Origin of the sequence: Glutamicibacter ardleyensis (genome assembly GCF_014644555.1) — a bacterium.
Classification (GTDB): Bacteria; Actinomycetota; Actinomycetes; order Actinomycetales; family Micrococcaceae; genus Glutamicibacter; species Glutamicibacter bergerei.
Window position 1 is genome coordinate 121,412 of sequence record NZ_BMKX01000006.1, and the last position, 25,792, is coordinate 147,203.

22 protein-coding genes are annotated in these 25,792 nt (G+C 57.1%); 9 read left to right on the forward strand and 13 right to left on the reverse strand.

The window, feature by feature from the left end; translation table 11 throughout:
- Positions 1–97: 97 nt before the first annotated feature.
- Positions 98–910, forward strand: coding sequence for a GerMN domain-containing protein (locus IEX04_RS12310; RefSeq protein WP_188686018.1), 813 nt, complete (start codon positions 98–100; stop codon positions 908–910).
- 73 nt (positions 911–983) lie between these two features.
- Here IEX04_RS12310 and IEX04_RS12315 read toward each other — a convergent pair whose 3' ends face one another.
- From IEX04_RS12315 to hrcA, 3 genes are read right to left on the reverse strand one after another with little or no spacing between them, the layout of a single operon-like run.
- On the reverse strand, positions 984–1,757 hold the full coding sequence (locus IEX04_RS12315) for a 16S rRNA (uracil(1498)-N(3))-methyltransferase (protein WP_188686020.1): 774 nt from the start codon (positions 1,755–1,757) through the stop codon (positions 984–986).
- Positions 1,758–1,759: 2 nt separating this feature from the next.
- Positions 1,760–2,887 (reverse strand): molecular chaperone DnaJ, encoded by a 1,128-nt coding sequence (gene dnaJ / locus IEX04_RS12320; protein ID WP_096257730.1) that lies wholly within the window; start codon positions 2,885–2,887, stop codon positions 1,760–1,762.
- A 51-nt stretch (positions 2,888–2,938) separates the two neighbouring features.
- Positions 2,939–3,952 carry a heat-inducible transcriptional repressor HrcA gene (gene hrcA, locus IEX04_RS12325; RefSeq protein ID WP_096257731.1) on the reverse strand — a complete coding sequence of 338 codons (1,014 nt, stop codon included), beginning with the start codon at positions 3,950–3,952 and terminating at the stop codon, positions 2,939–2,941.
- A 125-nt stretch (positions 3,953–4,077) separates the two neighbouring features.
- Here hrcA and IEX04_RS12330 point away from each other — a divergent pair, with 125 nt between their 5' ends.
- The gene (locus IEX04_RS12330) at positions 4,078–4,947 is read left to right on the forward strand and encodes a DUF3097 family protein (RefSeq protein WP_096257732.1); all 870 of its coding nucleotides are present in this window, start codon (positions 4,078–4,080) and stop codon (positions 4,945–4,947) included.
- Between the two features lie 89 nt (positions 4,948–5,036).
- Complete coding sequence (locus tag IEX04_RS12335; RefSeq protein WP_188686022.1) at positions 5,037–5,438, forward strand: DUF4870 domain-containing protein; 402 nt, start codon at positions 5,037–5,039, stop codon at positions 5,436–5,438.
- Positions 5,439–5,454: 16 nt separating this feature from the next.
- Here IEX04_RS12335 and hemW read toward each other — a convergent pair whose 3' ends face one another.
- Together hemW and lepA are read right to left on the reverse strand one after the other, a co-directional pair.
- Positions 5,455–6,684, reverse strand: a complete 1,230-nt coding sequence (gene hemW, locus IEX04_RS12340; protein ID WP_188686024.1) for a radical SAM family heme chaperone HemW — start codon at positions 6,682–6,684, stop codon at positions 5,455–5,457.
- A complete protein-coding gene (gene lepA, locus IEX04_RS12345) occupies positions 6,685–8,529 on the reverse strand; it encodes a translation elongation factor 4 (protein ID WP_096257735.1) in 1,845 nt (614 codons plus the stop codon). It lies immediately after the preceding gene.
- Positions 8,530–8,641: 112 nt separating this feature from the next.
- Here lepA and IEX04_RS12350 point away from each other — a divergent pair, with 112 nt between their 5' ends.
- From IEX04_RS12350 to IEX04_RS12360, 3 genes are all read left to right on the forward strand, one after another.
- The gene (locus IEX04_RS12350; RefSeq protein ID WP_096257736.1) at positions 8,642–9,208 is read left to right on the forward strand and encodes a type II toxin-antitoxin system PemK/MazF family toxin; all 567 of its coding nucleotides are present in this window, start codon (positions 8,642–8,644) and stop codon (positions 9,206–9,208) included.
- A 170-nt stretch (positions 9,209–9,378) separates the two neighbouring features.
- Entirely contained in the window at positions 9,379–9,639 is a 261-nt protein-coding gene (gene rpsT, locus IEX04_RS12355; RefSeq protein ID WP_096257737.1) for a 30S ribosomal protein S20, read from the forward strand.
- A gap of 94 nt (positions 9,640–9,733) precedes the next feature.
- Positions 9,734–10,216 (forward strand): SRPBCC family protein, encoded by a 483-nt coding sequence (locus IEX04_RS12360; RefSeq protein WP_188686026.1) that lies wholly within the window; start codon positions 9,734–9,736, stop codon positions 10,214–10,216.
- Here IEX04_RS12360 and holA read toward each other — a convergent pair.
- Genes holA through leuS form a run of 5 tightly spaced genes read right to left on the reverse strand, consistent with a single transcriptional unit; the run spans position 10,213 to position 17,589 of the window.
- The gene (gene holA / locus IEX04_RS12365) at positions 10,213–11,205 is read right to left on the reverse strand and encodes a DNA polymerase III subunit delta (RefSeq protein ID WP_188686028.1); all 993 of its coding nucleotides are present in this window, start codon (positions 11,203–11,205) and stop codon (positions 10,213–10,215) included. The genes IEX04_RS12360 and holA overlap by 4 nt on opposite strands.
- A gap of 34 nt (positions 11,206–11,239) precedes the next feature.
- Positions 11,240–13,510: a ComEC/Rec2 family competence protein gene (locus tag IEX04_RS12370; RefSeq protein ID WP_188686030.1), complete on the reverse strand. Its 2,271-nt coding sequence runs from the start codon at positions 13,508–13,510 to the stop codon at positions 11,240–11,242.
- Positions 13,507–14,136 carry a ComEA family DNA-binding protein gene (locus IEX04_RS12375; protein ID WP_096257741.1) on the reverse strand — a complete coding sequence of 210 codons (630 nt, stop codon included), beginning with the start codon at positions 14,134–14,136 and terminating at the stop codon, positions 13,507–13,509. The genes IEX04_RS12370 and IEX04_RS12375 overlap by 4 nt, the downstream gene beginning before the upstream one ends.
- Before the next feature lie 21 nt (positions 14,137–14,157).
- Positions 14,158–15,090, reverse strand: a complete 933-nt coding sequence (locus IEX04_RS12380; RefSeq protein WP_188686032.1) for a DegV family protein — start codon at positions 15,088–15,090, stop codon at positions 14,158–14,160.
- Between the two features lie 9 nt (positions 15,091–15,099).
- A complete protein-coding gene (gene leuS / locus IEX04_RS12385; protein WP_188686035.1) occupies positions 15,100–17,589 on the reverse strand; it encodes a leucine--tRNA ligase in 2,490 nt (829 codons plus the stop codon).
- A 317-nt stretch (positions 17,590–17,906) separates the two neighbouring features.
- Between leuS and IEX04_RS12390 the strand changes: the two genes are divergently transcribed.
- The gene (locus IEX04_RS12390; protein ID WP_188686037.1) at positions 17,907–19,676 is read left to right on the forward strand and encodes an HNH endonuclease; all 1,770 of its coding nucleotides are present in this window, start codon (positions 17,907–17,909) and stop codon (positions 19,674–19,676) included.
- Positions 19,677–19,791: 115 nt separating this feature from the next.
- Here the strand turns inward: IEX04_RS12390 and glpK are convergent, their stop codons facing one another.
- The 3 genes from glpK to IEX04_RS12405 are packed head-to-tail and all read right to left on the reverse strand — an operon-like array spanning position 19,792 to position 23,852.
- Positions 19,792–21,312, reverse strand: a complete 1,521-nt coding sequence (gene glpK, locus IEX04_RS12395) for a glycerol kinase GlpK (protein ID WP_188686039.1) — start codon at positions 21,310–21,312, stop codon at positions 19,792–19,794.
- Positions 21,313–21,329: 17 nt separating this feature from the next.
- Positions 21,330–22,061 carry an MIP/aquaporin family protein gene (locus IEX04_RS12400; RefSeq protein ID WP_170947946.1) on the reverse strand — a complete coding sequence of 244 codons (732 nt, stop codon included), beginning with the start codon at positions 22,059–22,061 and terminating at the stop codon, positions 21,330–21,332.
- Positions 22,062–22,115: 54 nt separating this feature from the next.
- Positions 22,116–23,852 carry a glycerol-3-phosphate dehydrogenase/oxidase gene (locus IEX04_RS12405; protein WP_188686040.1) on the reverse strand — a complete coding sequence of 579 codons (1,737 nt, stop codon included), beginning with the start codon at positions 23,850–23,852 and terminating at the stop codon, positions 22,116–22,118.
- Positions 23,853–23,957: 105 nt separating this feature from the next.
- On the opposite strand from IEX04_RS12405, the gene IEX04_RS12410 reads away from it, so the two are divergent.
- On the forward strand, positions 23,958–24,911 hold the full coding sequence (locus tag IEX04_RS12410; protein WP_229677130.1) for a sugar-binding transcriptional regulator: 954 nt from the start codon (positions 23,958–23,960) through the stop codon (positions 24,909–24,911).
- 10 nt (positions 24,912–24,921) lie between these two features.
- A complete protein-coding gene (locus IEX04_RS12415) occupies positions 24,922–25,788 on the forward strand; it encodes an alpha/beta fold hydrolase (RefSeq protein WP_188686041.1) in 867 nt (288 codons plus the stop codon).
- Positions 25,789–25,792: the final 4 nt, after the last annotated feature.

Below are 25,792 nucleotides of genomic sequence, written 5' to 3' on the forward strand. Positions count from 1 at the left end.
GAGAATGGTTTCAAAGCGGGTTGCCGTTATTGGAGTCAGCCTAAGTCTCGTCGCGGCAGCCGGCTGTGGTCTTGCTTCGCGCGAGGAATCACACCAGATGCCGATTAGCTCGACCGCCACGTCGCTGTCCCTACCCGCTGCAAGCGACTCGGTTGAACATCATTCATCAATTGACCGGTTGCCTATCTATTGGCTAGAAAACACGGATCTTGGCGTATATCTCTACCGTGAATACGCTGCAAAAAATATGACTGGTGAGCCCATTGGAGATTCCATCTCCTACCTGCTTAATGAAAAGTCAGTAAATCCTGAGTGGTACACACATCTGAAACCATCAAGCGAAGTTGGCGTGTCCATGAACAAGGAAAACGTCATTACCCTTGATCTTCCGGCTAAGGTCTTCAGCGCTAAACTCGACCGCGGACTGTCCGAGCGCAGCATTCAGCAACTAGTCTTCACTTCAACCGCTGCCGCTTCTAACGCGGGTCTGTTCATTGGCACATTGCCTCCGAAGGTAAAAATCCTGGTTGACGGTCAAGCTAATGCAACGGTTTTCGGAGACTTACGACTCGCAGATTCATACGAACGAGATGCAAGCTTCATGGCGCCAATTTGGATTATCGATCCGCAATTTGGCGCCACGAATAAGGCCGGGCAAATCAAATTCTCCGGGCGAACCGCCGACTTTACCGACGGCGTCTACTACAGTCTGGAAAGCAAGGACAAAACAGGCAAGCTGACCGTGTTGACCGCTGCTGAGGCTATCGAAGCATCGTCGATCAAACAAGATGGCTCATTCAGCTTCACCACTCAACTAGGAGTGGGCTCCTACAAGCTGACCTTCTGGGGACAGGAAAACGGGTCCACGAAGAAAATCGCTTCGGTGTCCAGTGAGTTCACCATCAAGTAAATTTCGGCTCGTTGAGCCACAAAAATGTTCAGCACAACCACTTGGTTATGCTGAACATTTTTTGTTTAACGGTTTATAACTCTCCCAGCAGGTGCCGAACCAGGACCAAGGCTGCAGGTCCTGCGGTCGAAGCACGCAAGACATGCTGCCCTAGCAAGGCTGGGCGGGCACCAGCAGCAACAAACTGTTCAAGCTCAGCGTGACTTATACCGCCTTCGGGTCCGACCACCAAGGTGACACCGGCCTGCTTGGACGCCTGGCTTAGCCAGTTCTGCGTTTCTTGCGCGACAGATAGTTGCGCTGCCTCATGAAGAATCAAAACTAACTCACCGGATTCGCACAGGTGGCGAATCTGGGTACTCAGAGTCTTGGTATTAACCGGTTCCAAGACTTCCGGTTCAAAAGCACGACGTGATTGCTTCTGCGCCGAACGCACTAGCGAACGCCACTTAGCCATTGCCTTCTCGGTCTTACTTCCGCTCCATCGCACGATGGACCGATCTGCCTGCCACGGACGGACCGTAAACACACCGAGCTCCACGGCTGACTCCACGGCCTGCAGGTCACGGTCACCCTTAGCTAAAGCCTGAACCAGTCCAATTCGGTGTGCCGGAGGAACTTCCTGTAAACGTTCAAGCACGATGACGCGCAACAACTCCTTGGACGCGTCCAACACTTTAACGCGCAAACGCAAACCGGTACCATCGAGCAGATCAAGCTCTTCGCCGGAAGACACACGTTTCACGGCCACCGCATGATGGGCTTCAGCACCGGTGAGTTCTAGAGTTTCCCCCACCAGGGCTAGTGCACCTTGCTCCGCGGAGATCACAAAGCTGTGATTGCTCATGGTTAGCGCTGGTTCAACTTATCGCGCAACCGGGAGAACATCCCGCCGGACTGCTCAACGCGACCCGAGGTGAGCTTTTCCCCACGAAGTTCTGCGAGCTGTTCAAGCAGCTCACGCTGTGCAGCGTCCAACTTGGTTGGGGTTTCCACCTGCAAGTGCACGATTACGTCACCACGCTTGCCACCGCGTAGGCGTGGTACACCAAGGCCTGGAAGCGTCATGGTATCCCCATCTTGGGCACCGGACTCGACATTGATCTGCTGCTCGCCATCGAAGGTTTCAAGCTTCAGTTCACAGCCCAAGGCGGCAGCGGTCATAGGAATGGTCATCTTCGCATGCAGATCGGTTTGTGCGCGCTCAAACACCTTGTGGCGACGAACATCAACCTCAACGAAGAGGTTACCGTTCGGTCCCCCACCAGGACCGGCTTCGCCCTGACCGCGGAGCTGAATTCGGGTTCCCGAATCAACACCAGCAGGAATATTCAGCGACTTCGACACGTGCTCGCGCACGCGGCCTTCACCATTACATTCATTACATGGATCAGGGATAGTGGTACCGAACCCGCGGCAGGCAGGGCAAGTTTCAACGGTCATCATCTGTCCGAGGAAGGAACGCACCGGCCGCTGGATCTGACCCGCACCATGGCAGGTTTCACAGGTGACCGGGCTGGTGCCTGGGCGGCAGCATGAACCGTCACAGGCCTTACAGGTAACAGCGGTTTCCATTTCCAGCGGGTAGACGGTGCCCTTGACCGCGTCTTCCAAATCAATGGTGATGGTGATCAGCGCGTCGCGGCCAGCCTGCGTACGTGAGGCCGGCCCCTGGGCTTGTCCCCCGCCAAAGAACTGTTCGAAGATATCGCCAAAACCACCGAAGTTCTGACCGCCGCCACCACCGAAACCTTGCTGACCGTTGCCATTGAGGTCCCCGGTCGCGTCAAAGTTGGCGCGCTTCTTTTCATCTGAAAGGACCTCGTAGGCGCGGGTGACCAGCTTAAATTGCTCAGCAGCACCTTCACTGGGGTTCACATCGGGGTGCAACTTGCGTGCCAGTTTGCGGTAGGCACTCTTGATTTCCTGCGGGGTCGCATCCTTAGCAACACCCAGCGTCTCGTAATGCGAGCTCACGATATTCGCCGTGTCCTTTCGTAAAAATAAAAATTTTAGTGGCGACGAAAACTAATTCGTCAAAATCTTCGATAGGTAGCGCGCTACCGCGCGTACCGATGCCATCGATGAAGGGTAATTCATTCTGGTCGGTCCAAGTACGCCCAGTTTGCTACGTGCGTCCGAACCATAGGTTGTGGCAATCACCGTTGCATCGGATAACTGTCCGTAATGATGTTCGGTACCAATGGTCACCGCTACACCACGTGAGTCAGCTTCCAGCTCGGAAAATAGCTTAAGCAAAACTACCTGCTCTTCTAAGGCTTCCAGAACTGGGGTCAGCGTCAGCGGGAAGTCACCCGAGGAACGCGCCAGATTAGCAGTACCGGCCATCACGATGCGCTGTGCATTCGCGGCTCGTGCCATTTCCTGCAAGCTATCGACGATCGATTCGAACAAAGGATCTTCGTGAAGCTGTGGCGGGACTGTGTCCAACTTTAGGCTTCCCACGAGCTCAGCAAGTTGCCTTCCGCCCAGAGCGTTAAGCAAAGTCAGCTTCAGCGCGTGCAGTTCCTCGTCGCTATAAGCTCTCGCGGTCGAGATCATTCGCTGATCTACGGTCCCATTAGAGGCAATCATCACCATCAACACCTGCGCGGAGCCTAATCCCACAAGATCCAAATTTCGTAACGACGCCGTGTCATAGTGTGGCACTTGAATTAGGGCGACTTGGTTTGTCAGGCGTGCCAACAATCGAACGGTGCTATGGAGTACCTCGTCGAGATCTTGGGAGCTATCTAAGATCTTATTGATCGCTTCGCGTTCGGCCCTAGACAGCGGCTTCAGCTCACCTATCTGATCAACAAAACGGCGGTAGCCCTTCTCCGTGGGAATACGCCCTGAAGAGGTGTGCGGAGCCGCGATCAGCCCTTCTTCTTCCAGCAATGCCATGTCGTTACGGATCGTCGCCGCGGAGACTCCGAGGTTATGACGATCGAGCAATGCCTTGGACCCAACTGGTTCATGCGACTGGACGTAGTCCTCCACAATGGCGCGCAAGACGTCTAGCCGTCGAAACTCACTCACCTCAACACCTCCTATGAAACCACGCAAGGTTTTGGCACTCGAACCTATCAAGTGCCAAGTCTAATACGTTCATCGGTTGCTAGCATTGGATTTCGAGCGTATTCGATCACAGCGAAAGGCAGTACGTGTCCAATTACTCCTGGGGAGCGCAAGACCTCAGTGCACCAGCACCCAAAAAACTGCGTCAAATTCCGGTGTCCGTCGGTTTGTTATTGGAAGACGTGGACAGCGGATGGGTCGGTGAAGTGGTTCGCACCGAAAAGTCCGGAGGAATGCGTGTCATCGTGTTGGAGGACCGTCGCGGCAAGACACGTTCATTCCAGGCCGGGTTCGGATTCCTGCTCGAAGGAGAACCGGTCGAGATCGTAGAACCGCAGCCTAAAGCGGCAGCACCTAAGAAGTTAGTTTCGGCATCCGGTTCTCGTGCGGTCACTGACCTGAAAGCTCGTACCGCCCGGGCCAGTCGTATTTGGGTCGAAGGTAAACACGACGCAGAGTTGGTCGAAAAAGTCTGGGGCCATGACCTGCGCGTTGAAGGCATTGTGGTGGAGCCCTTACACGGAGTTGATGATCTTGCCGGAGCAATCCGAGCGTTTAATCCTTCACCGGAACGGCGCTTGGGGATCCTAGTGGATCACCTTATTTCTGGAACCAAAGAAGAACACATCGTCAAGGAAGCAATGCGGGTCCCCGGAGCAGCGCAACATGTGCTGATCCTGGGCCATCCGTACGTCGATGTCTGGCAGGCGGTTAAACCCTCGGCGCTTAATATTACGAAATGGCCGGTCATTGCGCGCGGCACCGACTGGAAAACCGGAATATTACGGGAGTTCGGTTGGCCACACTCCACAGCAGAGGATATTGGTCTGGGCTGGCAACGCATCCTTTCCCACGTTGACCACTATTCTCAGCTAGAACCACAGCTGTTAGGCAAGGTTGAGGAGCTGATCGATTTCCTCACCAGTGAAGATTACGGTTTCCTAACGATTGACTAATAGTTGGAGTTTCAGGGCGGGTTGGCCTTTACATCGCTAGAACCTCGATAGAATTGGAGTATCACCCTATCGAGACAAGGAAGAGCCACGTGACAACACGCAAGACCGTACCGCCGGAGAATTCACGTTTCGAAGGTTCCAAGGTCTCAGCTTTACCCTTGTCTCCTTCCGAGGACCGCCAATGGGCAATGATGTCGCACTTCGGCGCCATACTAGGTTGCATCCCAGCGGCCATCATCTTTGCGGTGTACCGCGACCGCGGGCCCTTCACTTCTCAGGAGTCAAAGGAAGCGTTCAACTTCACGTTCCCGTTGACTATCTTGGCAATCATTCTGAACGTGCTCACCCTGATCCCGGGCATCGGTTGGATCTTCGCTGTACTCACCGTGGCACTGTGGGTCTACATGACGCTAATGGGCGCCCATGCCGCCATTCAGGTCAACAAGGGACGCCCATACCGTTACCTCATTAACCTGCGGTTGATGAAGTAACTAACTTTTCTATGCTTTAGAAATCTAACAACTCACGAACAACCAGGTCGGCCAAGAGCCGGCCTCGTTGCGTTAACACCACAGATCCAGCAAAAGCAGCTTTCGGATCAATCAACTCATCGGCGATTAAACCTGCCACAGCCTTCCGGCCATGCTCATCGAGCTCTGCGATAAGCATTCCGCTGCTGAGTCGGGTCAGGAGCATCGTTCGCTCTAACTGGACTGCTTCGGCGTCAGGGAACTCGCGACCGTGTCCCGGAGAGATGCCACCGTCGATACGCTGTTGGTAAGCGGCAGGATGCTTCACATTCCACCAGCGCAATCCGCCCACGTGCGAGTGCGCTCCAGGGCCTGCGCCCCACCAGTCACCACCTTGCCAGTACGCAACGTTATGGCGACAAGCATGCTCGTCACCCTTGGCCCAGTTGCTGACTTCGTACCATTGGTAACCGGCTGCAGCGAACATCTCATCGGCTAGCTGATACTTTTCGGCATGATCATCATCATCAATATTAGGAACCTGCCCGCGCCGAATTTGCGCCGCCAGTTTAGTTCCCTCTTCGATAATGAGCGCGTAGGCAGAAATATGATCAGGTTCGTAGGATAGCGCCGCCTCGATACTGGCACGCCAGTCCTCCACCGACTCCCCCGGCGTTCCATAGATCAAATCCACGCTCACGTCCAAGCCCACCTCGCGTGCCCACTGAACTACCTGTGGAACGCGCTTGGGGTCATGGGTACGTTCTAGGACCGCCAACACATGGGGAACTGCAGACTGCATCCCAAAGGAGACTCGAGTAAATCCGCCATCTTTAAGCTCTTGAAGACTTTCACGGGTCACCGAATCGGGGTTCGCCTCGGTGGTGACCTCGGCACCGGGTTTGAGCCCGAATTCACTGCTAATGCGTCCTAATACCGAAACAAGGTCACTAGCGGGTAGCAAGGTCGGGGTGCCACCCCCGAAAAATACGGTTTCAATCTCGCGATGCGCAATGTCAGACTTGTCCATCACGCCGCGGGCGAAACTGATTTCCTGGCTGACCGTGGCAGCATAGCTGGCCTGGCTGGAGCCAGAACCAAGTTCCTTCGCTGTATAGGTGTTGAAGTCGCAATAACCGCAACGCACAGTGCAAAACGGAATATGCACGTAGAAGGACATGGTCCGCTCCTGCGCATTGTGCGAGCATAATGCGGGGAGCAGACCATCGGCCGGAGCCGGATCGCCGTCAGGCAAAACTGAGGGCATTTACTTCTTTTTCTCTTCACCAGTGGATAGGGCGGCGATGAAGGCTTCCTGCGGAACCTCCACACGACCGACCATCTTCATACGCTTCTTACCGGCCTTCTGCTTTTCAAGCAGCTTGCGCTTACGGCTAATATCGCCACCGTAGCACTTGGCTAGCACGTCCTTGCGAATAGCTCGAATGGATTCACGAGCAATAATGCGTGAGCCGATAGCTGCCTGAATTGGCACCTCAAACTGTTGGCGCGGGATCAGTTCACGCAGCTTTCCGGTCATCATGACACCGTATGCGTAGGCCTTGTCGCGGTGGGTGATCGCACTGAAAGCGTCGACCTGCTCACCTTGCAACAAGATATCGACCTTGACTAGGTCAGCAATTTGCTGGCCGTCGGCCTTCCAATCCAAGGAGGCATATCCGCGGGTGCGGGACTTGAGGTGATCGAAGAAGTCGAACACGATCTCCGCCAGTGGCAAGGTGTAGCGCATTTCTACGCGCTCCTCGCTGAGGTAGTCCATACCGCGCAACGTGCCACGACGGCCCTGGCACAGTTCCATCACCGAACCAATAAATTCAGCTGGTGCAAGGATAGTCGCAGAAACCAGAGGTTCATGAACCTCAAGAATCTTGCCTTCTGGGAACTCCGATGGGTTGGTCACGGTGATCATGACCTTGTCTTCACGCATGACCTCGTACACCACGTTTGGAGCGGTGGAAATCAGATCGAGATTAAACTCGGCTTCCAAGCGTTCACGGGTGATTTCCAAGTGCAAAAGGCCCAAGAAACCAACACGGAAGCCGAAGCCTAGTGCTACCGACGTTTCTGGTTCATAAACCAGTGCAGCGTCGTTGAGCTGGAGCTTATCCAACGCATCACGCAGCGCCGGGTAGTCACTGCCATCCATCGGATACAAGCCCGAGAAGACCATTGGCTTCGGGTCCTCATAGCCGCCCAAAGATTCGGTGGCAGGCTTGATGCTATTGGTGATCGTATCGCCAACCTTGGACTGGCGGACGTCCTTCACGCCGGTGATCAGGTAGCCTACTTCACCCACACCCAAGCCTTTACTCGGAACCGGGTTAGGTGCTGAAACGCCGATTTCAAGTAGTTCGTGAGTAGTGCCGGTGGACATCATCTGAATACGCTCGCGCGGACGAAGCATGCCGTCAACCACACGAACATAGGTAACCACACCACGATAGGTGTCATACACCGAGTCGAAAATCATTGCTCGAGCCGGAGCGTCAGCCACGCCCTTAGGCGCAGGCAGCTGCTTGATTACTTCGTCTAACAAGTCTTCTACGCCTTCACCGGTTTTACCCGAGACCTTCAGCACGTCTTCAACTTCGCAACCGATCAAGTTAGCCAATTCTAAGGCATACTTTTCCGGCTGGGCGTTAGGCAAATCGATCTTGTTTAGCACCGGAATGATGTTCAGATCACTCTCGATAGCCAAGTAAAGGTTAGCCAGGGTCTGCGCTTCGATGCCTTGGGCCGCGTCAACCAACAAAATGGCGCCTTCGCAGGCTGCCAAGGAGCGCGAAACCTCGTAGGTGAAGTCAACGTGTCCTGGCGTGTCGATCATATTCAGCGCATAGGTCACGCCGTCGACTTCCCACGGCATGCGCACTGCCTGCGATTTAATGGTGATACCGCGCTCGCGCTCAATATCCATGCGGTCCAGATACTGGGCCTTCATATCGCGCGAAGAAACCACGCCGGTGGACTGCAGCATGCGGTCGGCCAAGGTTGATTTACCGTGGTCGATGTGGGCAATAATGCAGAAGTTACGGATGAGCGACGGATCGGTCGCGGCTGGCACCTGGGCGGTGCGGGCCAATGGAGACACCTAAACAGACCTCATTTACTAACTAAGAATTTACGCGGAATTAGGCTCCATTCTGTCATGATTTACGCGTCACTACCTATTTGGAAGCGCGCGCCCTGATAGTTTGTCGATCATGGCTTTGAATGCACAGAAGATTCTTTCCCTTGCACTGCGTGCGGTTAAACTTTTTAACTCCTCACGTAGCAACGGAGCAACCGGCACAACTACTACCCGTCAGCCAACTCAGGCACCAAGCCGATCTCGGCATCCGCAAGCAGCATCCAACGGCTCAGCTACTCAGCCCGGTTCTGCATATCCCGGAGACTTTCGAGGCACCGTGCACTACGAGTACAACCCGAATCTTGACGGCCAAGCAGATCCCGGTGAGGTTGTCTGGGGCTGGGTTCCTTACGAGGAAGATCACAGCCAAGGCAAGGACCGCCCGGTATTGATTATCGGACGCGATGGAAAGTGGCTCCTAGGCTTGATGCTGACCAGCAAGGACAAGAATTTTGAGGGCCACCGAAATTCGGACTACATGGATATCGGTACCGGTGATTGGGATCGGGAACGGCGGCCCAGCGAGGTCAAGCTAGATCGAATTATTCGACTCAGCCAAAGTTCGGTGCGTCGTGAGGGTGCATTCCTTGATGAGCAGCGTTTTAACAATGTGGTGAACACCCTAAACAAGCAGCGCTAAGCGTTAGTTGTTAGACGGCCATTCTGCTAGAGTTAATTCTTGTGTGTCACGCAGGTTGGGTGACACGCCCCCTTTGGGTCGCCATAGGTGCCCCACACCGCTCAGTCGATGGCTCGAAGGATGAACCCTCTACCGACCGTATTTGACGATAAACGAGAGAGTTTATTAAAGTGGCAAACATCAAGTCCCAGAAGAAGCGTAACCTTACCAACGAAAAGGCTCGTCTACGTAACGTAGCAGTCCGCTCGGAGGTCAAGACCCTTATCCGTAACGTCAGCGAGGCAGTCGCCACCGCTGACAAGGAGAAGGCAACTGACGCACTGCGTTTGGCTAGCAAGAAGCTCGACAAGGCAGTTAGCAAGGGTGTTCTTCACAAGAAGAACGCTGCTAACCGTAAGTCGGCAATCGCCAAGAAGGTTAACGCCCTCTAAGCACCGCTAAACTTCAGCAAGATCCTCGAATCCTTTGGGATTCGGGGATCTTGCGTTTTAACCGCCATTTTCATCCGTGCGCTAGCCTGTGAGCATGCCTCAACTCAATAGCTGGATCGGATCCGAGAACTCCTCGGTCATCCATCACTGGCAGTTTCCGGTCACGACTGACCAGGTATGGCACGCATGGACTCAAGGTGCCCAGCTAAGCAAGTGGCTTGGCGAACCTCGCTTGGCTAACTTCGAAGTCGGACAGGTTGTGGAAATTCAACACGCCCTAGACTACTGGTGCACTTGTCTAATCCAACGGTGCGAACCAGGGAAACTTTTGATCATGACTCGGAAGTTCCCCGACGAGAACCTTTCAATGCTGGAATTACGACTCACCGGCAACTCAACGGGTACCAAGTTATCACTCGTACACAGTCAGCTGTCGGATCAAGCCACTAATTATCTGACCGGATGGCAGGCACACCTGCAGTATCTAGAAGATCTACTCTGCGGGACACCTCGTCCAATGACAGACTTTTGGTCCTTTTACGAGAAATTAGCCGCAGACGCCAAGCAGGCGAACTAACGTTGTGGGGCCTTGGACGCAATGAACAAGATGGCACGTTCTAAGGCATAACCTGGAGAACGGCCACCACCTTTAACCATGCGATCCGTTTGCGCAATATTTTCAATGCACAAGGCAACATCCGCACGCTTCCACCCGCGGGCTTGCTGCTGTGCAGCCTGCACCTGCCACGACGCCATACCAAGTTCTGAAGCTAACGATGCCGCAGGCTCATTGACTCCCAGCACCTTAGCCAATTGACGAATTTTCATCGCCAACGTTGCAACAATTGGGATTGGATCAGTTCCGGTATCCAGCGAATGACGCAGGGTAGTTAAGGCGAGCTGCGCATTTCCTGCCAGCGCCGCATCAGCCACTTTGAAGGCTGTCGCTTCAATACGTCCGCCGTAATAGCGATCCACTACTTCTTGGTCGATGGTCCCAGTGGTGTCTTGAATTAGTTGATGACAGCTCGAGCCAAGCTCTGCCAGCGAATTACCCACCGCTGCAACCAACGACTTCACCGCATCATTAGTGATTCGGCGTTTGGCGGCCTTAAACTCGGCCTGCACAAAATCGATTTTTTCAGCGTCTCGTTTGATCGGTTGGCAATTGACGATCAGCGCTCCGGCAGCCTTGATGGCCTCCAATAATTTTTTGCCTCGAGTGCCACCTGAATAATGCAGAATCAGCACGTTCTCTGGGGCCTGATCTTTGAGGTAGTTCAAGGCGTCTTTGAGGAAGTACTCATTCATGCTGGCGAGGTCATGGACTTCGACCAGATTGGCGCTAGAGAACAACGAGGAGCTCGTTGCAAGCAATAGTTCTCCGGGCTCATAGGTGGCCGCGTTGAGCCGCGTATGTTGAATGTCTTCGCGTGTTGCCGCTTGGCTACGCAATAGTTCGAACGCCCGGGAAGCCAGATATTGCTCGGATCCGGTCAGTAGGATCAGTGGTTGAGGAGTTAAATCCCTCCACGATATTCCCGGGGATGCTTGCGCGCGTGCCATCGAGCTCCTTTATGCGTCGTGCGGTACCTTGATCCTACCGAACTACAGCTCCAATCGCCTTGGCCAGCACCTTGTCCGCTTCGAATGTGAGCAGAACACTACCTTCCTGATCCGTCCTGATAACTTTTGAGCCAACGTGTTTTGCTGCGTCAAGAATTTTTTGATGCGGATGACCGTATGAGTTGTCTTCGCCCACGGATACCAAAATCACTTGAGGCTTGAGCTTCTCGATGACTTCGACTCCACCGTTTTTAGCCCCATGATGCGATGCTTTGAGCACTTGTACCGGTGGTTGTGGTTGGCTCGCCAGCAACTGGTGCATCGCAGCTTCTTCTAAGTCTCCGGCAGTAAAGAAGCTGACTACTCCCCCATCCAAAATAAAGTCGAAGACGATCACCAAAGAAGTGTCATTGGGCTCTGCATAGCGCGCACTGACCTCATCAGGGCCGATCACCCGATACCGCACCACGTCGCTGCCCCCGCTATCCCCCGGTGCGATAGCTTGCGCACCTTGCCAGAGATCCGGACCAAAACCAGAGGACACTAGTCGCTCGCCGATCTCGATTCCGGAAGCCTCAATTTCAGGTATTCCGCCAAAATGATCGGCATGCTCGTGGGTAATAAACACCTTGGACAGCTTCGTGATTCCTAATCGTTTCACGCAAGATTCCACGTGCCCATCGGGCGGGCCCGAATCCAGCAGCCAGGCTTCTCCTGGACCGGTATGGATCATAAAAGCGTCCCCCTGCCCGACATCACACATTGCAACGTTCCATTCTCCGCCAAGATCAGGACGATAGAACAAGGTCGCCGGCACAACAATCGCAGACATCGCCACCAGTGCTACGGTCAAGCCTCCGGCAGCGACTCGGTGCACGGCCAGATGTTCACTTTCACGGCCGGTCACAAGTAATACGGTGAAGACGACAGAGAATCCAATAGCCAGACTGATACCGGCAACGCCCGCTGGCCACGGGCGCGAAGCACCAGGTAACTCGACCACCCATAACGCTATTTTCCCGATCCACCCGGCCGGTAGCCCAGGCACCCACACCAGCACCTGTATTAGACCCGGCAAAGCGGTACACAGCAATAAACAAAGCACCCCGACGGTGGTGATCAGCGGCAATAATGGGGCAACTACGAGGTTCGCTGGCAATGAGTACAAACTAAAGTTTGAGTTCAACGCGATAATCACCGGAAGGCAGGTGAACTGGGCGGCACAGCAAATTGCGGTGAGCTGTGCAAACCATGGCGGGAAAATACGCGAGAAAATCTCGGTGAGCGCCGGAGTCAGCACGATAATACCTAGTGTAGCCAGCACCGATAATGCGAATGCCGGATCTACCGCGAGCGAGGAATCCAGATGTAGCAAGATCGTCGCGGACAAGCTTAGGATGCCCAGCGATCCCCTGCCACGGCCGAGCATCAACGAAATGGTGGCGATCATTCCCATCAGTCCGGCCCGAAGTACGCTGGGATCTGGCCCCACAAACCAAATAAACAACCCCAAAAAAGCGATACTCAAGATGGCCGCAGGGATTCTGGGAACGGTAAAAAGTCGCAGGAGCACCAACACCATCGCCCCGAGCAACGCCACATTTGAACCGCTGACCGCGGTCAGATGGCTCAAGCCACTATTTTTCATAGCTGTCGAAAGCTCTTCGCTCTGCCCCGAGCGATCCCCATAAAGCATTCCAGGCAGTAGCCCCTGAGCTTCATGGCTTAGACCTTGCAAGCTGGATGCAAACCGTGTTTTTAGGTAATCGGCGGCGTTAGGATCTTGCGAACTGAGAACTACCGGCTGACTCTGCGCTCGAGCCCACCAGGCAAACGAGCCGTTTGAATCGGTGGCTTGCAGAGCAAGGATTGTTTCAAAGTTATCGGCGGTGACTTCGAGACTGTAGGGCACGCTCAGATACACCTCAATAGGACAGCTAACCCATTGTTCTTCGTGCCAGTATTTGAGTATCTGCGCAGCTCCTTGGCTGACCTCGTCTGCGCCAAGTCTGGGTTGCCCGTCGAAGGCGATGATCACCTTGCGTTGCTGTTCGGCTTCGCCGGGCAATAAACATTCATTGTTCTCAGAGCCGAGCGCGCTGACGCTGATCGCGGCTAAAAGCAATAAGAGCGGCCCGGTAAACCAGGGGGCCGACGAGGGGGAGTCGTGACGCTGGCGCAGTAAAAATGCCAGAATCACGAAGAAGACCACCAGCACCACCAGCATTACTGGCAAGGCCGGTTTCAAATACGCGGTCAGCCACGCCCCTGCGAGCACCCACAGACCCCGAAAATCCGTTTTCATGGGACCACCAGCTCGGTTAGTTCACCCAGTAGTACCGGCCCGATACCGGAGACGGCGTCTAGTTGCTCCACGCTGGTAAAGGGGCCGTTCTTGGTGCGGAAGTCGATGATGCGTTTGGCTAACGCCGGACCGATCCCGGGCAAGGTCATCAGCGTTTGCTCGTCGGCTTGGTTCAAGGAGATCTTCGCGCCGGCGCCGGGGGCTTTCGTAGCTTCGGCCGGAGAGCTGCTGCTGGCACCGGGCAAGATGATTTGTTGCCCGTCGGTGAGTTTGGCCGCCAGATTGAGAAGTTCGGGAGCAGCCTTTTTGCTCATCCCACCGGCCTTATTAATGGCGTCGATGATGCGCGAGCCCTCGGCTAGTTCATACACTCCGGGTTTTTTGACCGCACCGACCACATGCACGGTAATCATGTTGACCGCTTGGGTCGCGGCAGGATGTTGCGGATCGGCGACCAGCGGGATTGCTTCTAATTCTTCGGCTGCCGGTGGTGGAGCAAAAATAATGGAGAAGGCGACCCAAACCAGCACCACAAGCACCAATACGAGCGCGGCCACGCGCGACACGGCGAAGCGCAAACGGGTCGGCCGTGGCGCAAATTTAGAGAAGAAGTCGTGGCGCCCCATGAGCCACAGTTTGCGCCAAAGTTAGTCGTTGGTGCGCTGCGCGGTGTCGGGCTGTGGATTCAGTGGCCCGACGGCCACCGCAAGGACCCCAATCCCGGTATGCGCGGCAAGCACTGCGGGTAAGGATTCGATCTGCACCGGCTCCTCGCTCAGCGAAGCCAGCTCGTTGGCCACCTCGGTGGCCAGTTCCGCGGCCCCAAAATGCATCACTCCGATGCGCACCGGCCCGGCAGCCTTGCTGGCCGCGTCGGTACCCAGCGCTACGAGACGAGCCTGGGCTCGAGCAAAAGAACGCGGCTTTTCAATGGGTTGAATCAGCCCATCATCGATGTGCAGGATTGGTTTAACGTTGAGCAGATTACCAAGCACCGAGGACATCGTGCTGATCCGCCCACCACGGCGTAACTGCTCTAGGCTGGGCACCGCAAAATAGACAGAATTTTGTGTGGCCGAACGCGCGATCTGGGCCAACATTTCGAGCGGCGCACCGGCCTGCCGGGCGGCCAGCACATCGGCGACGGCAAAACCTTGGGGCATCGCTACGGTACGCGTATCGACCACCGTTACCGGCAGCTGAACATCATTTGCTGCCAGCCGGGCGGCGTCCACCGTGCCCGAAAGCTGACCGGACATGTGAATAGAGATAATTGACTCACAACCAGCATCCTGCAACTGCCGGTAAACCCGGGTGAATTCCCCCGGTGCTGGGCGTGAGGTCTTCACCGATTTGCCCATTGCCAGGCCCATCATCAGCGCGTTCAGATCATCACCGTGCACATGGTTGTCGACGATAATGGGGATATTCACGCAGGCGAAGTCGGCGCTTTGCAGCAAACTACTAGGCAGGCAGGCGGCGGAGTCGGTGACCACGCCGATCCGGGTACGCGAAAGCCCACGCGGGGCCAGCCATTTAGGCAGCCAGCCCGCGCGTGGACTCTTTGTGCGTTCGCTCATGGGTTGAGCCTACGGTGCCGGAACCACATTCACGAGCTTCGGCGCACGGACGATCACTTTCAGCGGCTCCTTGCCATCGAGCATGCGGATCACCGTTTCGTGAGCCAGAGCCTGCGCACGCAGATCGTCCTCGGAAATGTCCAGCGGAACTTCTAAGCGCGCGCGGACCTTGCCCTTGATCTGCACCACGGCGGTGACGGTGTCATCAACCAGCAACGACTCGTCAACCTGCGGCCAGGCGCTATTTACGACGCTTGGCTCGTAGCCCAGCTGGGACCACATATCTTCGGCGGTGTATGGCGCAAACATGCTCAGCAGCTGCGCGGTGACCGTCGCCGCCTCGCGTACCGCAGGGTCACTTGCGCCGGCACCGGAATCGATGGTTTTACGCGCCGCGTTGACCAATTCCATGGTCTTGGCGATCACCACGTTAAACTTGCCCGAGTCCAGCAGCTGAGCGGCCTCGTGCACGGTGCGGTGAGTGACCTGACGCAAGGACTTCTCGCCGGTGGTGTAATCCACGCCCTGTGCGCTTTGCACGTCCTGGGCGATACGCCAGGCGCGCGCCAAGAACTTCTGCGAGCCCGATGGGGACACATCGGCCCAGTCCACGTCGTCCTCCGGCGGGGAGGCGAAGATCATCGTCAGACGCACCGCGTCCACACCAAACTTGTCCAGCTGCTCGCCCAAGTCAACACCGTTGCCCAGCGACTTGCTCATCGCCTTGCCACCGTTGAGCACCTGGCCCTGGTTCAGCAGCGCGCTAAATGGTTCGTCCACGTCGATCAAGCCCAGATCAAAAATGACCTTGGTGAAGAAGCGCGAGTAGAGCAGGTGCAAAATCGCGTGCTCCACGCCGCCGACGTACTGGCCTACCGGCATCCAATCGCGCACGGCCTGCGGGTCAAAAGGACCCTCGGTGTAGTGCGGGGAAACAAAACGCAGGAAGTACCAGGAGGAATCGACAAAGGTATCCATGGTGTCGGTGTCACGCTTGGCGGCGCCACCACACTTCGGGCAGTCCACGTTGACCCACTCTTCGACGGCAGCCAGCGGACTGGTGCCCTTCGGAGCGAGCTGCTCGCCGCGCAGGTTATCTGGCAGGCGTACCGGTAGCTGGTCATCGGGAACCGGGACCTCACCGCAGTCGGCGCAGTGAATGATCGGGATCGGGGTACCCCAGAAGCGCTGGCGGGAGAGCAGCCAGTCGCGTAGCCGGTAGTTGATCGTGTGCTCACCGGTGCCAGCGGCCTCAACAATCTCGATCGCCTTCGCGACGGCCTCGGTCTTGGTCAAACCGGAGAGCTCACCGGAGTTGATCAGTTGGCCCTCGCCGGTGGTCGCGGTTCCGGAAACTGCCGGATCCTCTTCACCGGTTTCGACGACCACGCGCACCGGCAGCTCAAAGGTGCGAGCAAAGTCCAAGTCACGCTGGTCGTGCGCGGGCACGGCCATAATTGCACCGGTACCGTAATCGGCCAGCACATAGTCCGCCGCCCAGACCGGCAGCTTCTCGCCAGAGAGTGGATTGATCGCGTAACGACCCAAGAACACGCCGGTCTTCTCACGTTCCGAAGACTGACGTTCGATCTCGGAGAGCGCTTTAACCTGCTCCTGGTATTCTTCCAGGGCGGCGCGGTGCTCATCGGTGACCAGCTCGCCGGCCAGCGCGGCGTCGGCGGCAACAACCATGAAGGTCGCACCGTACAAGGTGTCCGGACGGGTGGTGAAGACCGGGATCTTCACTTCTTCCAACTGATCCTGCGCGGTGATGCCGAAGGTCACCTGGGCGCCCTCGGAACGGCCGATCCAGTTCTTCTGCATCAGCAACACGCGCTCAGGCCAGTGACCCTTGAGCCCGTCCATATCTTCCAGCAGACGATCCGCGTAATCGGTGATCTTGAAGTACCACTGGTTCAGGCTCTTCTTGGTCACCGCGGTGCCACAACGCTCACAGGCACCGTTAACTACCTGCTCATTAGCCAACACGGTCTGGTCCGTCGGGCACCAGTTCACCGGGTGGTCCTTGCGGTAGGCCAAGCCCTTTTCGTAAAACTTATTAAACAGCCACTGGGTCCAGCGGTAGTATTCCGGATCCGAGGTGTGCAACCGGCGATCCCAGTCGGCGGAGATCGCGTAACGCTTGAAGCTCTCCGCCTGGGTGTCAATGTTTTTGTAGGTCCACTCCGCCGGGTGCGCATTGCGCTTAATAGCGGCGTTTTCCGCCGGCAGGCCGAAGGAATCCCAGCCGATCGGATGCATCACGTCATAGCCACGCAACCGCCAGTAACGCGACACCACATCGCCCATAGCAAAAGCCTCGGCGTGACCCATGTGCAGGTCACCGGAGGGGTACGGGAACATATCCAGCACATAGCGACGCTCGCGGCTGCCGTCATCGGCGGGCTTGAACACTTCAAGTTCATCCCATACCGGTAGCCACTTGGACTCGAGGTCCTTAAAATCGTAGGTTCTGGGTTCGTTCGTCGATGATGTCACTGAGCTCTTCTCACACACTTGCGGAAAAATTTCCTGACGGAAAACTTGGTTCGGGTCCAGACACAACAAAAGCCCCCAAATCACCACTCGGGGGTACGGCCAGTGGCCGTGCTTAGCCTAGGTTGCGCTGAAAATGCATACGCCGATTCTATCGCAGTTCAACTCGCAACGGCGCATCCGTGAAATGCTCGCTCCACCACCAGGCCAATGTCATCGCTCACAACCCTCGCGCCGGTGTCCGATGAATTCGCGCACGCTTATCCACAGCCGGCACCCACCATGGCGCCACACCTCGCTACCGGGTCAAGAATAGCTTCATGAACACGCCAGCGCTCATCGCCACCTTGCACACCCTGTGCGCCGCCCCGCTTCAGCTCGGGACGCAGCTCACCGGTGACATGATGCTGCGTTTAGGCTCCCTGACCCTGGCCCTGTTCACCGCCATTGGCCAGCTAGTGCATCAGCATCGCGATCCACGCCTCGTGCTTGCCTACTGCGACCTCGTGGAAAAATTCGCCCAGCAGATCCACCACGAACAACTGGCCACCGCGCTTGATGCGGAGCTCAGCGGCGCACACGCGCTGAGCCTTGAAAGCTTCGATCAGTTGCGCGCCGGCACCTGCATTCTGGAGGGTGAACCGCAACTCGCTGTGGGCCGAACCTGTTACAAATCTGCCGGGGACTTGCTGGCCGCATGGTTAGGACTGAACTATTTCGAGGCACAACGGCGCATCGACGACGCCCACCTGCTCATCGGCCGGCGCACCGCCCAGGGCGAGTCTTGTGAACCACGCATGCCCCAGCTGGCCAGGCTCTATGCCGACTGCGGCGCAAACCGACGCAGCATCACGGTCACCGCCCGCAGACTTGAAAAACTCGAACCCAAAGACACCACCTTCGACGGCACACCGGCGCAGCTCACCGCCAGGGACACCGACGGGCAACTCTTAGAGACCCACGCCGCACGCGCCTTAGCGCAGCTTGGTCCCAATGCCGCCCGCAAGGAGATCAGTACCCGGATCGGGATCTACAAGGAACTGCACTGCGAAAAACAACCACCGGCGCTGGGCCTATTCATCGGCCCGGTCATCGACGGCGTTCATGAATTCACCCTGCGCACCTTGGCCGCCCACGCTCAGGTAATCCGTTCGATCCGCGTGCAATCCGCAGACTGGCGCACCCAAGCGGGCAAGGCCGCACGTCACGCAACCGCAGAGCCTGCCGCTTTCGTTCCTGATCCGTCGCCAGCAACCAAAGCGCAGCAGCCAGTTGCGCATCCCGCGGCAACGCCCAGCACCCCAACATGGTTACAGCCCGAGACCCCGATGCCCGCATGGGCTAAGCCGGCGGACAAGCAATCTGAAGCCGATGGCACCCCGAACTGCACCACGAAGCCCGAACCAACGGGCAATCACGAAGAGACGGTGACTTCCGAGCTGCGCGCACTTAACGCCTTCATGGCCATCCTCACCTCACCTGCCAGCGGAGGCAAAATCAAACCAGTCATTCCACGCATCTTTGTTTACATGTGGCTAAGTGACCTACAGAATCTCGCCGAAGCCCACGCCGTCACCTCAAATGGGGTGCACTTACCGCCTGGAGAACTTCGACGAACGTTAGCCGAAGCCAACATCATTCCGGTTGTCCTAGGCGGCAACAGCCAACCACTAGATCTAGGTCGATCCAGGCGCTATCACGAGGGGTACGTCAGGGCGGCAGTGTTAGCCCGAGATCGCGGCTGCATCGTGCCCGACTGCACTACACCGCCAGATCACGTAGAAATTGATCACTATCAACGCTCGTGGGCCGACGGTGGTACTACCAGCGTGCAGTCCGGGGCAGGATTGTGTCCCGATGGGCACCACAGTCGCCACGTGGATCAAATTAGAATCGTCGACGTCGATGGCCTCCCCCACGTGATCCTGCCAGCGCATCTTGATCCTGAGCAAAAACCTCGGCGCAACACCTATTGGGGAGCCCTGCAATTAGGAGATGCGCCCGATCATGAGGCCGCACCTGTAGCTCCACCCGATCCACCTGGTTCAACTGATCCACCCGGTTCACCCGGTTCACCCGAGGAAAGTTAACCAGCAGACCGTGCCCGCCGACCCCCAATCCCCCACCGGCCGGCACCGAAAAAACGCAGACCCCGAACCCATCGCTCATGGGTTCGAGGTCTGCGTTTGTGCGTGGTGAGGCTGACTAAGCTTTGGTGTCTTCGTCCACCCAGTCAAAGGTGCGAGTCACGGCTTTCTTCCACAGGCGCAGGCTGCGTTCGCGCTCTGCGTCCTCCATCGCCGGCTCCCACCGCTTGTCCTCAGACCAGTTCGATTCCAGTTCGCCAAGGTCCTTCCAGAAGCCCACCGCGAGCCCGGCCGCATAGGCGGCACCCAGTGCGGTGGTTTCGGTGACCTTTGGACGAACCACAGGCACCCCAAGAATGTCGGCCTGGAACTGCATCAATGCCTCGTTGGCCACCATGCCACCGTCGACCTTCAACTCGGTCAGCGGTACCTCGGCGTCGGCGTTGACTGCGTCCAGCACCTCGCGGGTCTGGAATGCGGTAGCTTCCAAGGCGGCACGGGCGATGTGGTTTTTGTTCGCAAAGCGGGTCAAACCCACTATCGCGCCACGTGCTTCGGCCCGCCAATAAGGTGCGAAGAGACCGGAGAAAGCAGGCACGATGTACACGCCACCGTTGTTATCGACCTTGGCTGCCAGCTCTTCAATCTCTGGAGCGGTAGCGATCATGCCGATATTGTCTCGTAGCCACTGCACCAGCGAACCGGCTACCGCGATAGAGCCTTCCAGCGCGTAGACCGGAGCGGCGTCGCCCAGCTTGTAGGCCATCGTGGTCAGCAGCCCGTTGGACGAATGCACGATCTCGGTGCCGGTGTTGAAGATCAAGAAGCAGCCGGTGCCATAGGTGTTTTTCGCGGTACCCGCGGTGAACGCGGCCTGTCCGAAGGTGGCTGCCTGCTGGTCACCTAAAATGCCGGCCACAGGCACTTCTCGCAGCAACTGGTTGCCAGCCACGGTGCCATACACCTCGGAGGAGGAACGGATCTGCGGCATCATCGATACCGGCACACCAAAGTCGGCAAGGATTTCTTCATCCCAGGCCAGGGTCTTCAGGTCCATGAACAAGGTGCGCGAGGCATTGGTTACGTCGGTGACATGCACGCCGCCGTCGATGCCACCGGTCAGGTTCCATAGCACCCAGCTATCGGTGGTGCCGAAGATCAAATCTCCAGCTTCGGCGCGTTCGCGTGCACCTTCAACGTTGTCCAGAATCCACTTGATCTTAGTTCCGGAGAAGTAGGTTGCCAGAGGCAGTCCTACCCGGTCCTTGTAACGATCTACTCCGCCATTGGCAGCCAGTTCGTCAACGATCTCTTGGGTACGGGTATCCTGCCAAACAATCGCGTTGTACACCGGTTCGCCGGTGTTCTTATCCCACACCACGGCGGTTTCACGCTGGTTAGTGATGCCAACTACTTCGATGTCGTGTCGGGTCAGGTTCGCCTTGGATAGCGCCTGGCCGATAACTTCGCGGATGTTGTTCCAGATTTCAGCTGCATCATGCTCAACCCAGCCGGCGGCCGGGAAGATCTGCTCGTGCTCGAGCTGACCGACCGAGACTACCTCGCCGGCGTGATCGAAGACGATGGCTCGGGAACTAGTCGTCCCCTGGTCGATGGCGATAACATATTTTTCACTCATGATTCACATCTCTCTTTCTAGAACAGCAAGCCGGCGCCGACGCCGCCAAGTAGACCACCAATGACAGGACCAACGATCGGAACCCAGGCGTAGGCCCAGTCCGATGATCCCTTGCCCTTGATAGGAAGGATAGCGTGTGCCAGTCGTGGACCGAGGTCACGTGTTGGGTTGATTGCATAACCGGTCGCTCCACCAAGGGATAGACCGATGGCCACCACGAGCAACGCGACCGCTAGCGGGCCAAGCTCATGTGGTGTCTTACCGAAACCGGCAATCACAAAGACGAGCACGAAGGTACCGAAGATTTCGGAGACCACATTCCAGCCGTAGGAGCGGATCGCAGGACCGGTGGCGAATACGCCCAACTGGTTACCGGCGTTCTGCTTGTCGTCGAGGTGCTTTTTGTAAGCCAACCAGGTACCAACGGCACCGAGGAACGCACCCACAAGCTGAGCTAGGAAATAAAGCATGGTGTTGGCGAATGTTTTGGCAACACCGGGGGCATATTCGGCGGCGTCCGGGTTGATCAGCAACCCAAGGGTGACCGCAGGGTTCAGGTGCGCACCGGAAATACCGGCGATCCAGACACCGCAGTAAACACCAAGGCCCCAGCCGAAGCTGATCGCCAGCCAACCGGCGGCGCTACCAAGGGTTCCCTTGAGTGCTACGTTGGCGCATACGCCCGAGCCCATGAGGATGAGAATGAAAGTGCCGGCTAATTCGGCAAGAAACACGTGAGTGGACAACATTGACCTCTTAGTGGTTTCGAAAGCCGGCGGCAACCTACCGCCGGCCGGTGCAGGTTACGCGAGGATGACCCCATGGCTTTCTGCAAGGACCGAGAGCGAATGGTCGATCTCGGCTGCGGTCTGGGTCTGATCCCAGCCCATTGGTTCCGCGAGGTGCGAGGCGACCTCGGTGACCAAATCTTTGGTGACCAACCCGCGGAAGGCGAGGTTGGTGCGGCGAATAAACACGTCGATCAAGCGGCCGACCTGTTCGTGCGCGACCAGGTAGGAAAGTTCCTGAACGGACAGTTCGCTGCTGTGCGTCAGCAGCTCTTCGTGCTCGCCAACTTCAGCAAGCACCCGATCCGCTCCGGTGCCATAACGCTCGAGCAGGACGCGTAGCCGCGCATGCGGAGCACGATCCTCACGGGCCGCGTACCAGGCGGCCAGCTGGCCCTCATTGGTGGGGAAGTTTTTGCCGCCGCCAATAGCCACACCTTGCGTGCTGTGCTTTTCACTCTCGCCAAGGAAGGCCAATGCCTTGCCTCCGAGGTTTTCAGCCAGCGCGCGGAAGGTGGTCCATTTGCCACCGATCAGTGAAAGCATCATGGTGGAATCGGTCAGCCGGGTTTCCTTCACCTGGTAATCACGGGAGACGAAGCCCGGGGCGGTGTCGTCGTGGTTCGGTAGTGGACGCACACCGGAGAACTTGTAGACGATCTGCTCTTCACTCACGGAAATCCGCGGGAACACCTGGCCGATCAAATCGAAGAAGTACGCGACTTCCTCGTCGGTGCACACCGCTGGTTCACGCATGTCGTGTTCCAGGTCGGTGGTTCCCACCAGTACCCGGCCAAGCATTGGGTAGATCAGTACGATGCGACCGTCTTCGTTTTCGAAGAAGATTTCACGTCCTCCGGTCGCCGCCAGCAGCTCTGGGTGATCAAGCACGATGTGTGAGCCCTTGGTGCCACCGGTCCATTTGGTGTTTTTACCAAGCTCGGCGTTGGTCAGATCCACCCAGGCGCCGGTGGCGTTGATGATGACCTCGGCTTCAAAGTCGAACTGTTCGCCGGTCAGGACGTCGCGTAGCGTCGCGGTGCCGTCGGTGACGGTGGTTAGCTCCACGTAGTTGCTAGCGCGCGCCTGATCGCTGGCACCCAGACCGTCGCGCAGTACGTCGAGGGTTAGGCGTTCGGGATTGTGCACCGACGCGTCGAAGTAGGTGGCGGTGTATTTGACGTCCTCGCGCAGTTCGGGCAGATCCTTGCGGGCCGCCTTGGTGCCTTTAAAATTGTGCCATGGGGTGTTGCGTCCGCCGATGCCGGCGAACACGTCGTACATGATCAATCCGGCTTTAATGAGCGCCGCACCGCGCTCGGTCGGCTTGCCGGACTTGTGAGTTAAGAAACGCATCGGCGCGCTGAGCATGCCGGAGAACGTGGAAAAAATCGGGATCGTGGTCTGCAATGGCTTCACGTAGTGTGGAGCGATCTCCAGCAACGAGTTGCGTTCCTGGACCGATTCGTGGACGAGGCGAAATTCACCGTTTTCGAGGTAACGGATCCCACCGTGGATCATATGTGAGCTTGCCCCGGAGGCTCCTTGGCAGTAGTCGCCGCGCTCCACCAGTGCCACATCGATTCCCTGCATCGCGAGGTAGCGGAAAGTCGCCACACCGTTGATGCCACCGCCGACAACGAGCACCCGCGCCTTTGGCCGTGCACGTAGTTGCTCTAGCTGGTCCCGATTCACGATTGCATGCCCCTTTTTTGACTGTTGGTGTCTGTCAACAGTTAGTCTTGTCACCATGGAACAAAACGGTCAAACGAAATGCACAAACGTGCAGAAATGGTCTGATTGATGCAGATATCCCCCGGGAACGGTCCCTATAAACTGCCAAATCCTGACACATCCGTGCATACGAACCCCAAAGCCAAGGACGCCTTACGCGCCGCACAGTTGTATTACCTGCAGGACATCAAGATGGAAGTGATCGCCCGTGAACTTGGCGTTTCCCGATCCACGGTCTCTCGCCTGCTCGCCCACGCCAAACGCACCGGAATGGTCTCGGTGAAGATCAACCCCTCGGCTAACCTGTCGGCATTAGTCAGTAACCAGTTAGCCGAAAAATACGGGATCAACGTGCATCTAGTACCCACCGACGGGTCGATGGATGACACCGAACTGCTCCAACGTGTCTCGGCACATGCCGCCTATCTGCTGGGCACGATCGTGTCCTCCTCAATGACCATCGGTGTCGCCTGGGGCCAAACCATGCAGGCCGTCTCCGCGGCACTGACCGGCCACCCCACCCACGACTCGGTGGTCGTGCAACTAAACGGGGCGGCCAACCCGGTCTCCAGCGGGGTGCGCTACGCCAGCGAAATCCTGACCCGCTTCGGCCAAGCCTTTACCGCCCGCACCGAACAGTTCCCGGTCCCGGCATTTTTCGACAAGGCCAGCACCCGCGAGGCGATGTGGCAGGAAACCTCCATACATCGTGTGCTGAATATCCAACGCGAAATGAATTTGGCGGTCTTCTCCCTGGGAGCGGCCAACTCAAACCTCGCCTCGCAGGTGTACCGCGGCGGTTACCTCAGTAAGGCCGAGACAAGACAGCTCAGTGAGATGGGTGTAGTAGGCGACGTGGCGACGGTCTTTTTCGACAAAAACGGCGACGACGCGCACATTGAAATCAACGCTCGAGCCACCGGCCCCACCTTGGCAGAACTACGCAAGGTCCCAAGGCGCTTCTGTGTGGTCTCGGGACGCGGCAAATTACAAGCCGTCCGCGGGGCACTGAATGGCAAGCTGATCACCGAGCTGGTCATCGACGAGGGCACCGCGCTGGCGTTGCTCGACGGGTAGGGTTAAATACATGACGCCACGCACCCAACTGGTCACCACCCATACCCTGCACGGATCCACCACCAAGGTCTACAGTTACCCGGCCAGCGGGCAGCCAAGCGCCGGAACGATTTTTGCGATCCACGGTTTTCGTGGCGATCATCATGGGCTGCAACGCATCGTGGACCAGCTGTCGCAATACACCATCATCGTGCCCGATCTACCTGGTTTCGGCTCCTCCAGCTCAATGGACCTACCCCATGACGTCGACGGATACGCGACGGCCTTGTCCACGTTGGCCGACGAGTTCGCCCTGCCTTCCAACGCCATCTTGCTCGGACATTCTTTTGGCTCGCTGGTGGCCGCCAAACTGGCTACCGAACGCGACTTTTCCAGGCTTGTGCTGCTGAACCCGATCTCCGAGCTGGCGTTGGATTCCTCGCAGGCACTGATGGCCAAACTCACCGGATTTTACTACGAGGTCTGCGCAAAACTTCCCGAACGCCTCGGTTCTGCGGTTCTGCGCTCGGAGTTATTCTCCGACGCAATGAGCGTGGTGATGACCAAGAGTAAAGACCGCGCCATGCGCCAGTATGTGCGCGAACAGCACCGCGCCTACTTTGGTGGCTTTCATTCACGAGTAACCCTTGCGCAGGCATATCAGGCATCTATCGCGCACACCGTGGGCGAATACAGCGCAGATATTCACATTCCGGTACTCCTGGTCGGCGGCATGCTCGACGAGTTAGGCACCCCGGAAACCCAAGAGAAGCTCCGTGCAAGCTTTGGCGACGCGCGGCTAGTCATGCTGGAGAACGTCGGACACCTGATTCACTACGAAAAGGCCGGCGACACCGCGGCGGCGATCGACAAATTTCTGCAGCAATTGCCGGACTAATCTT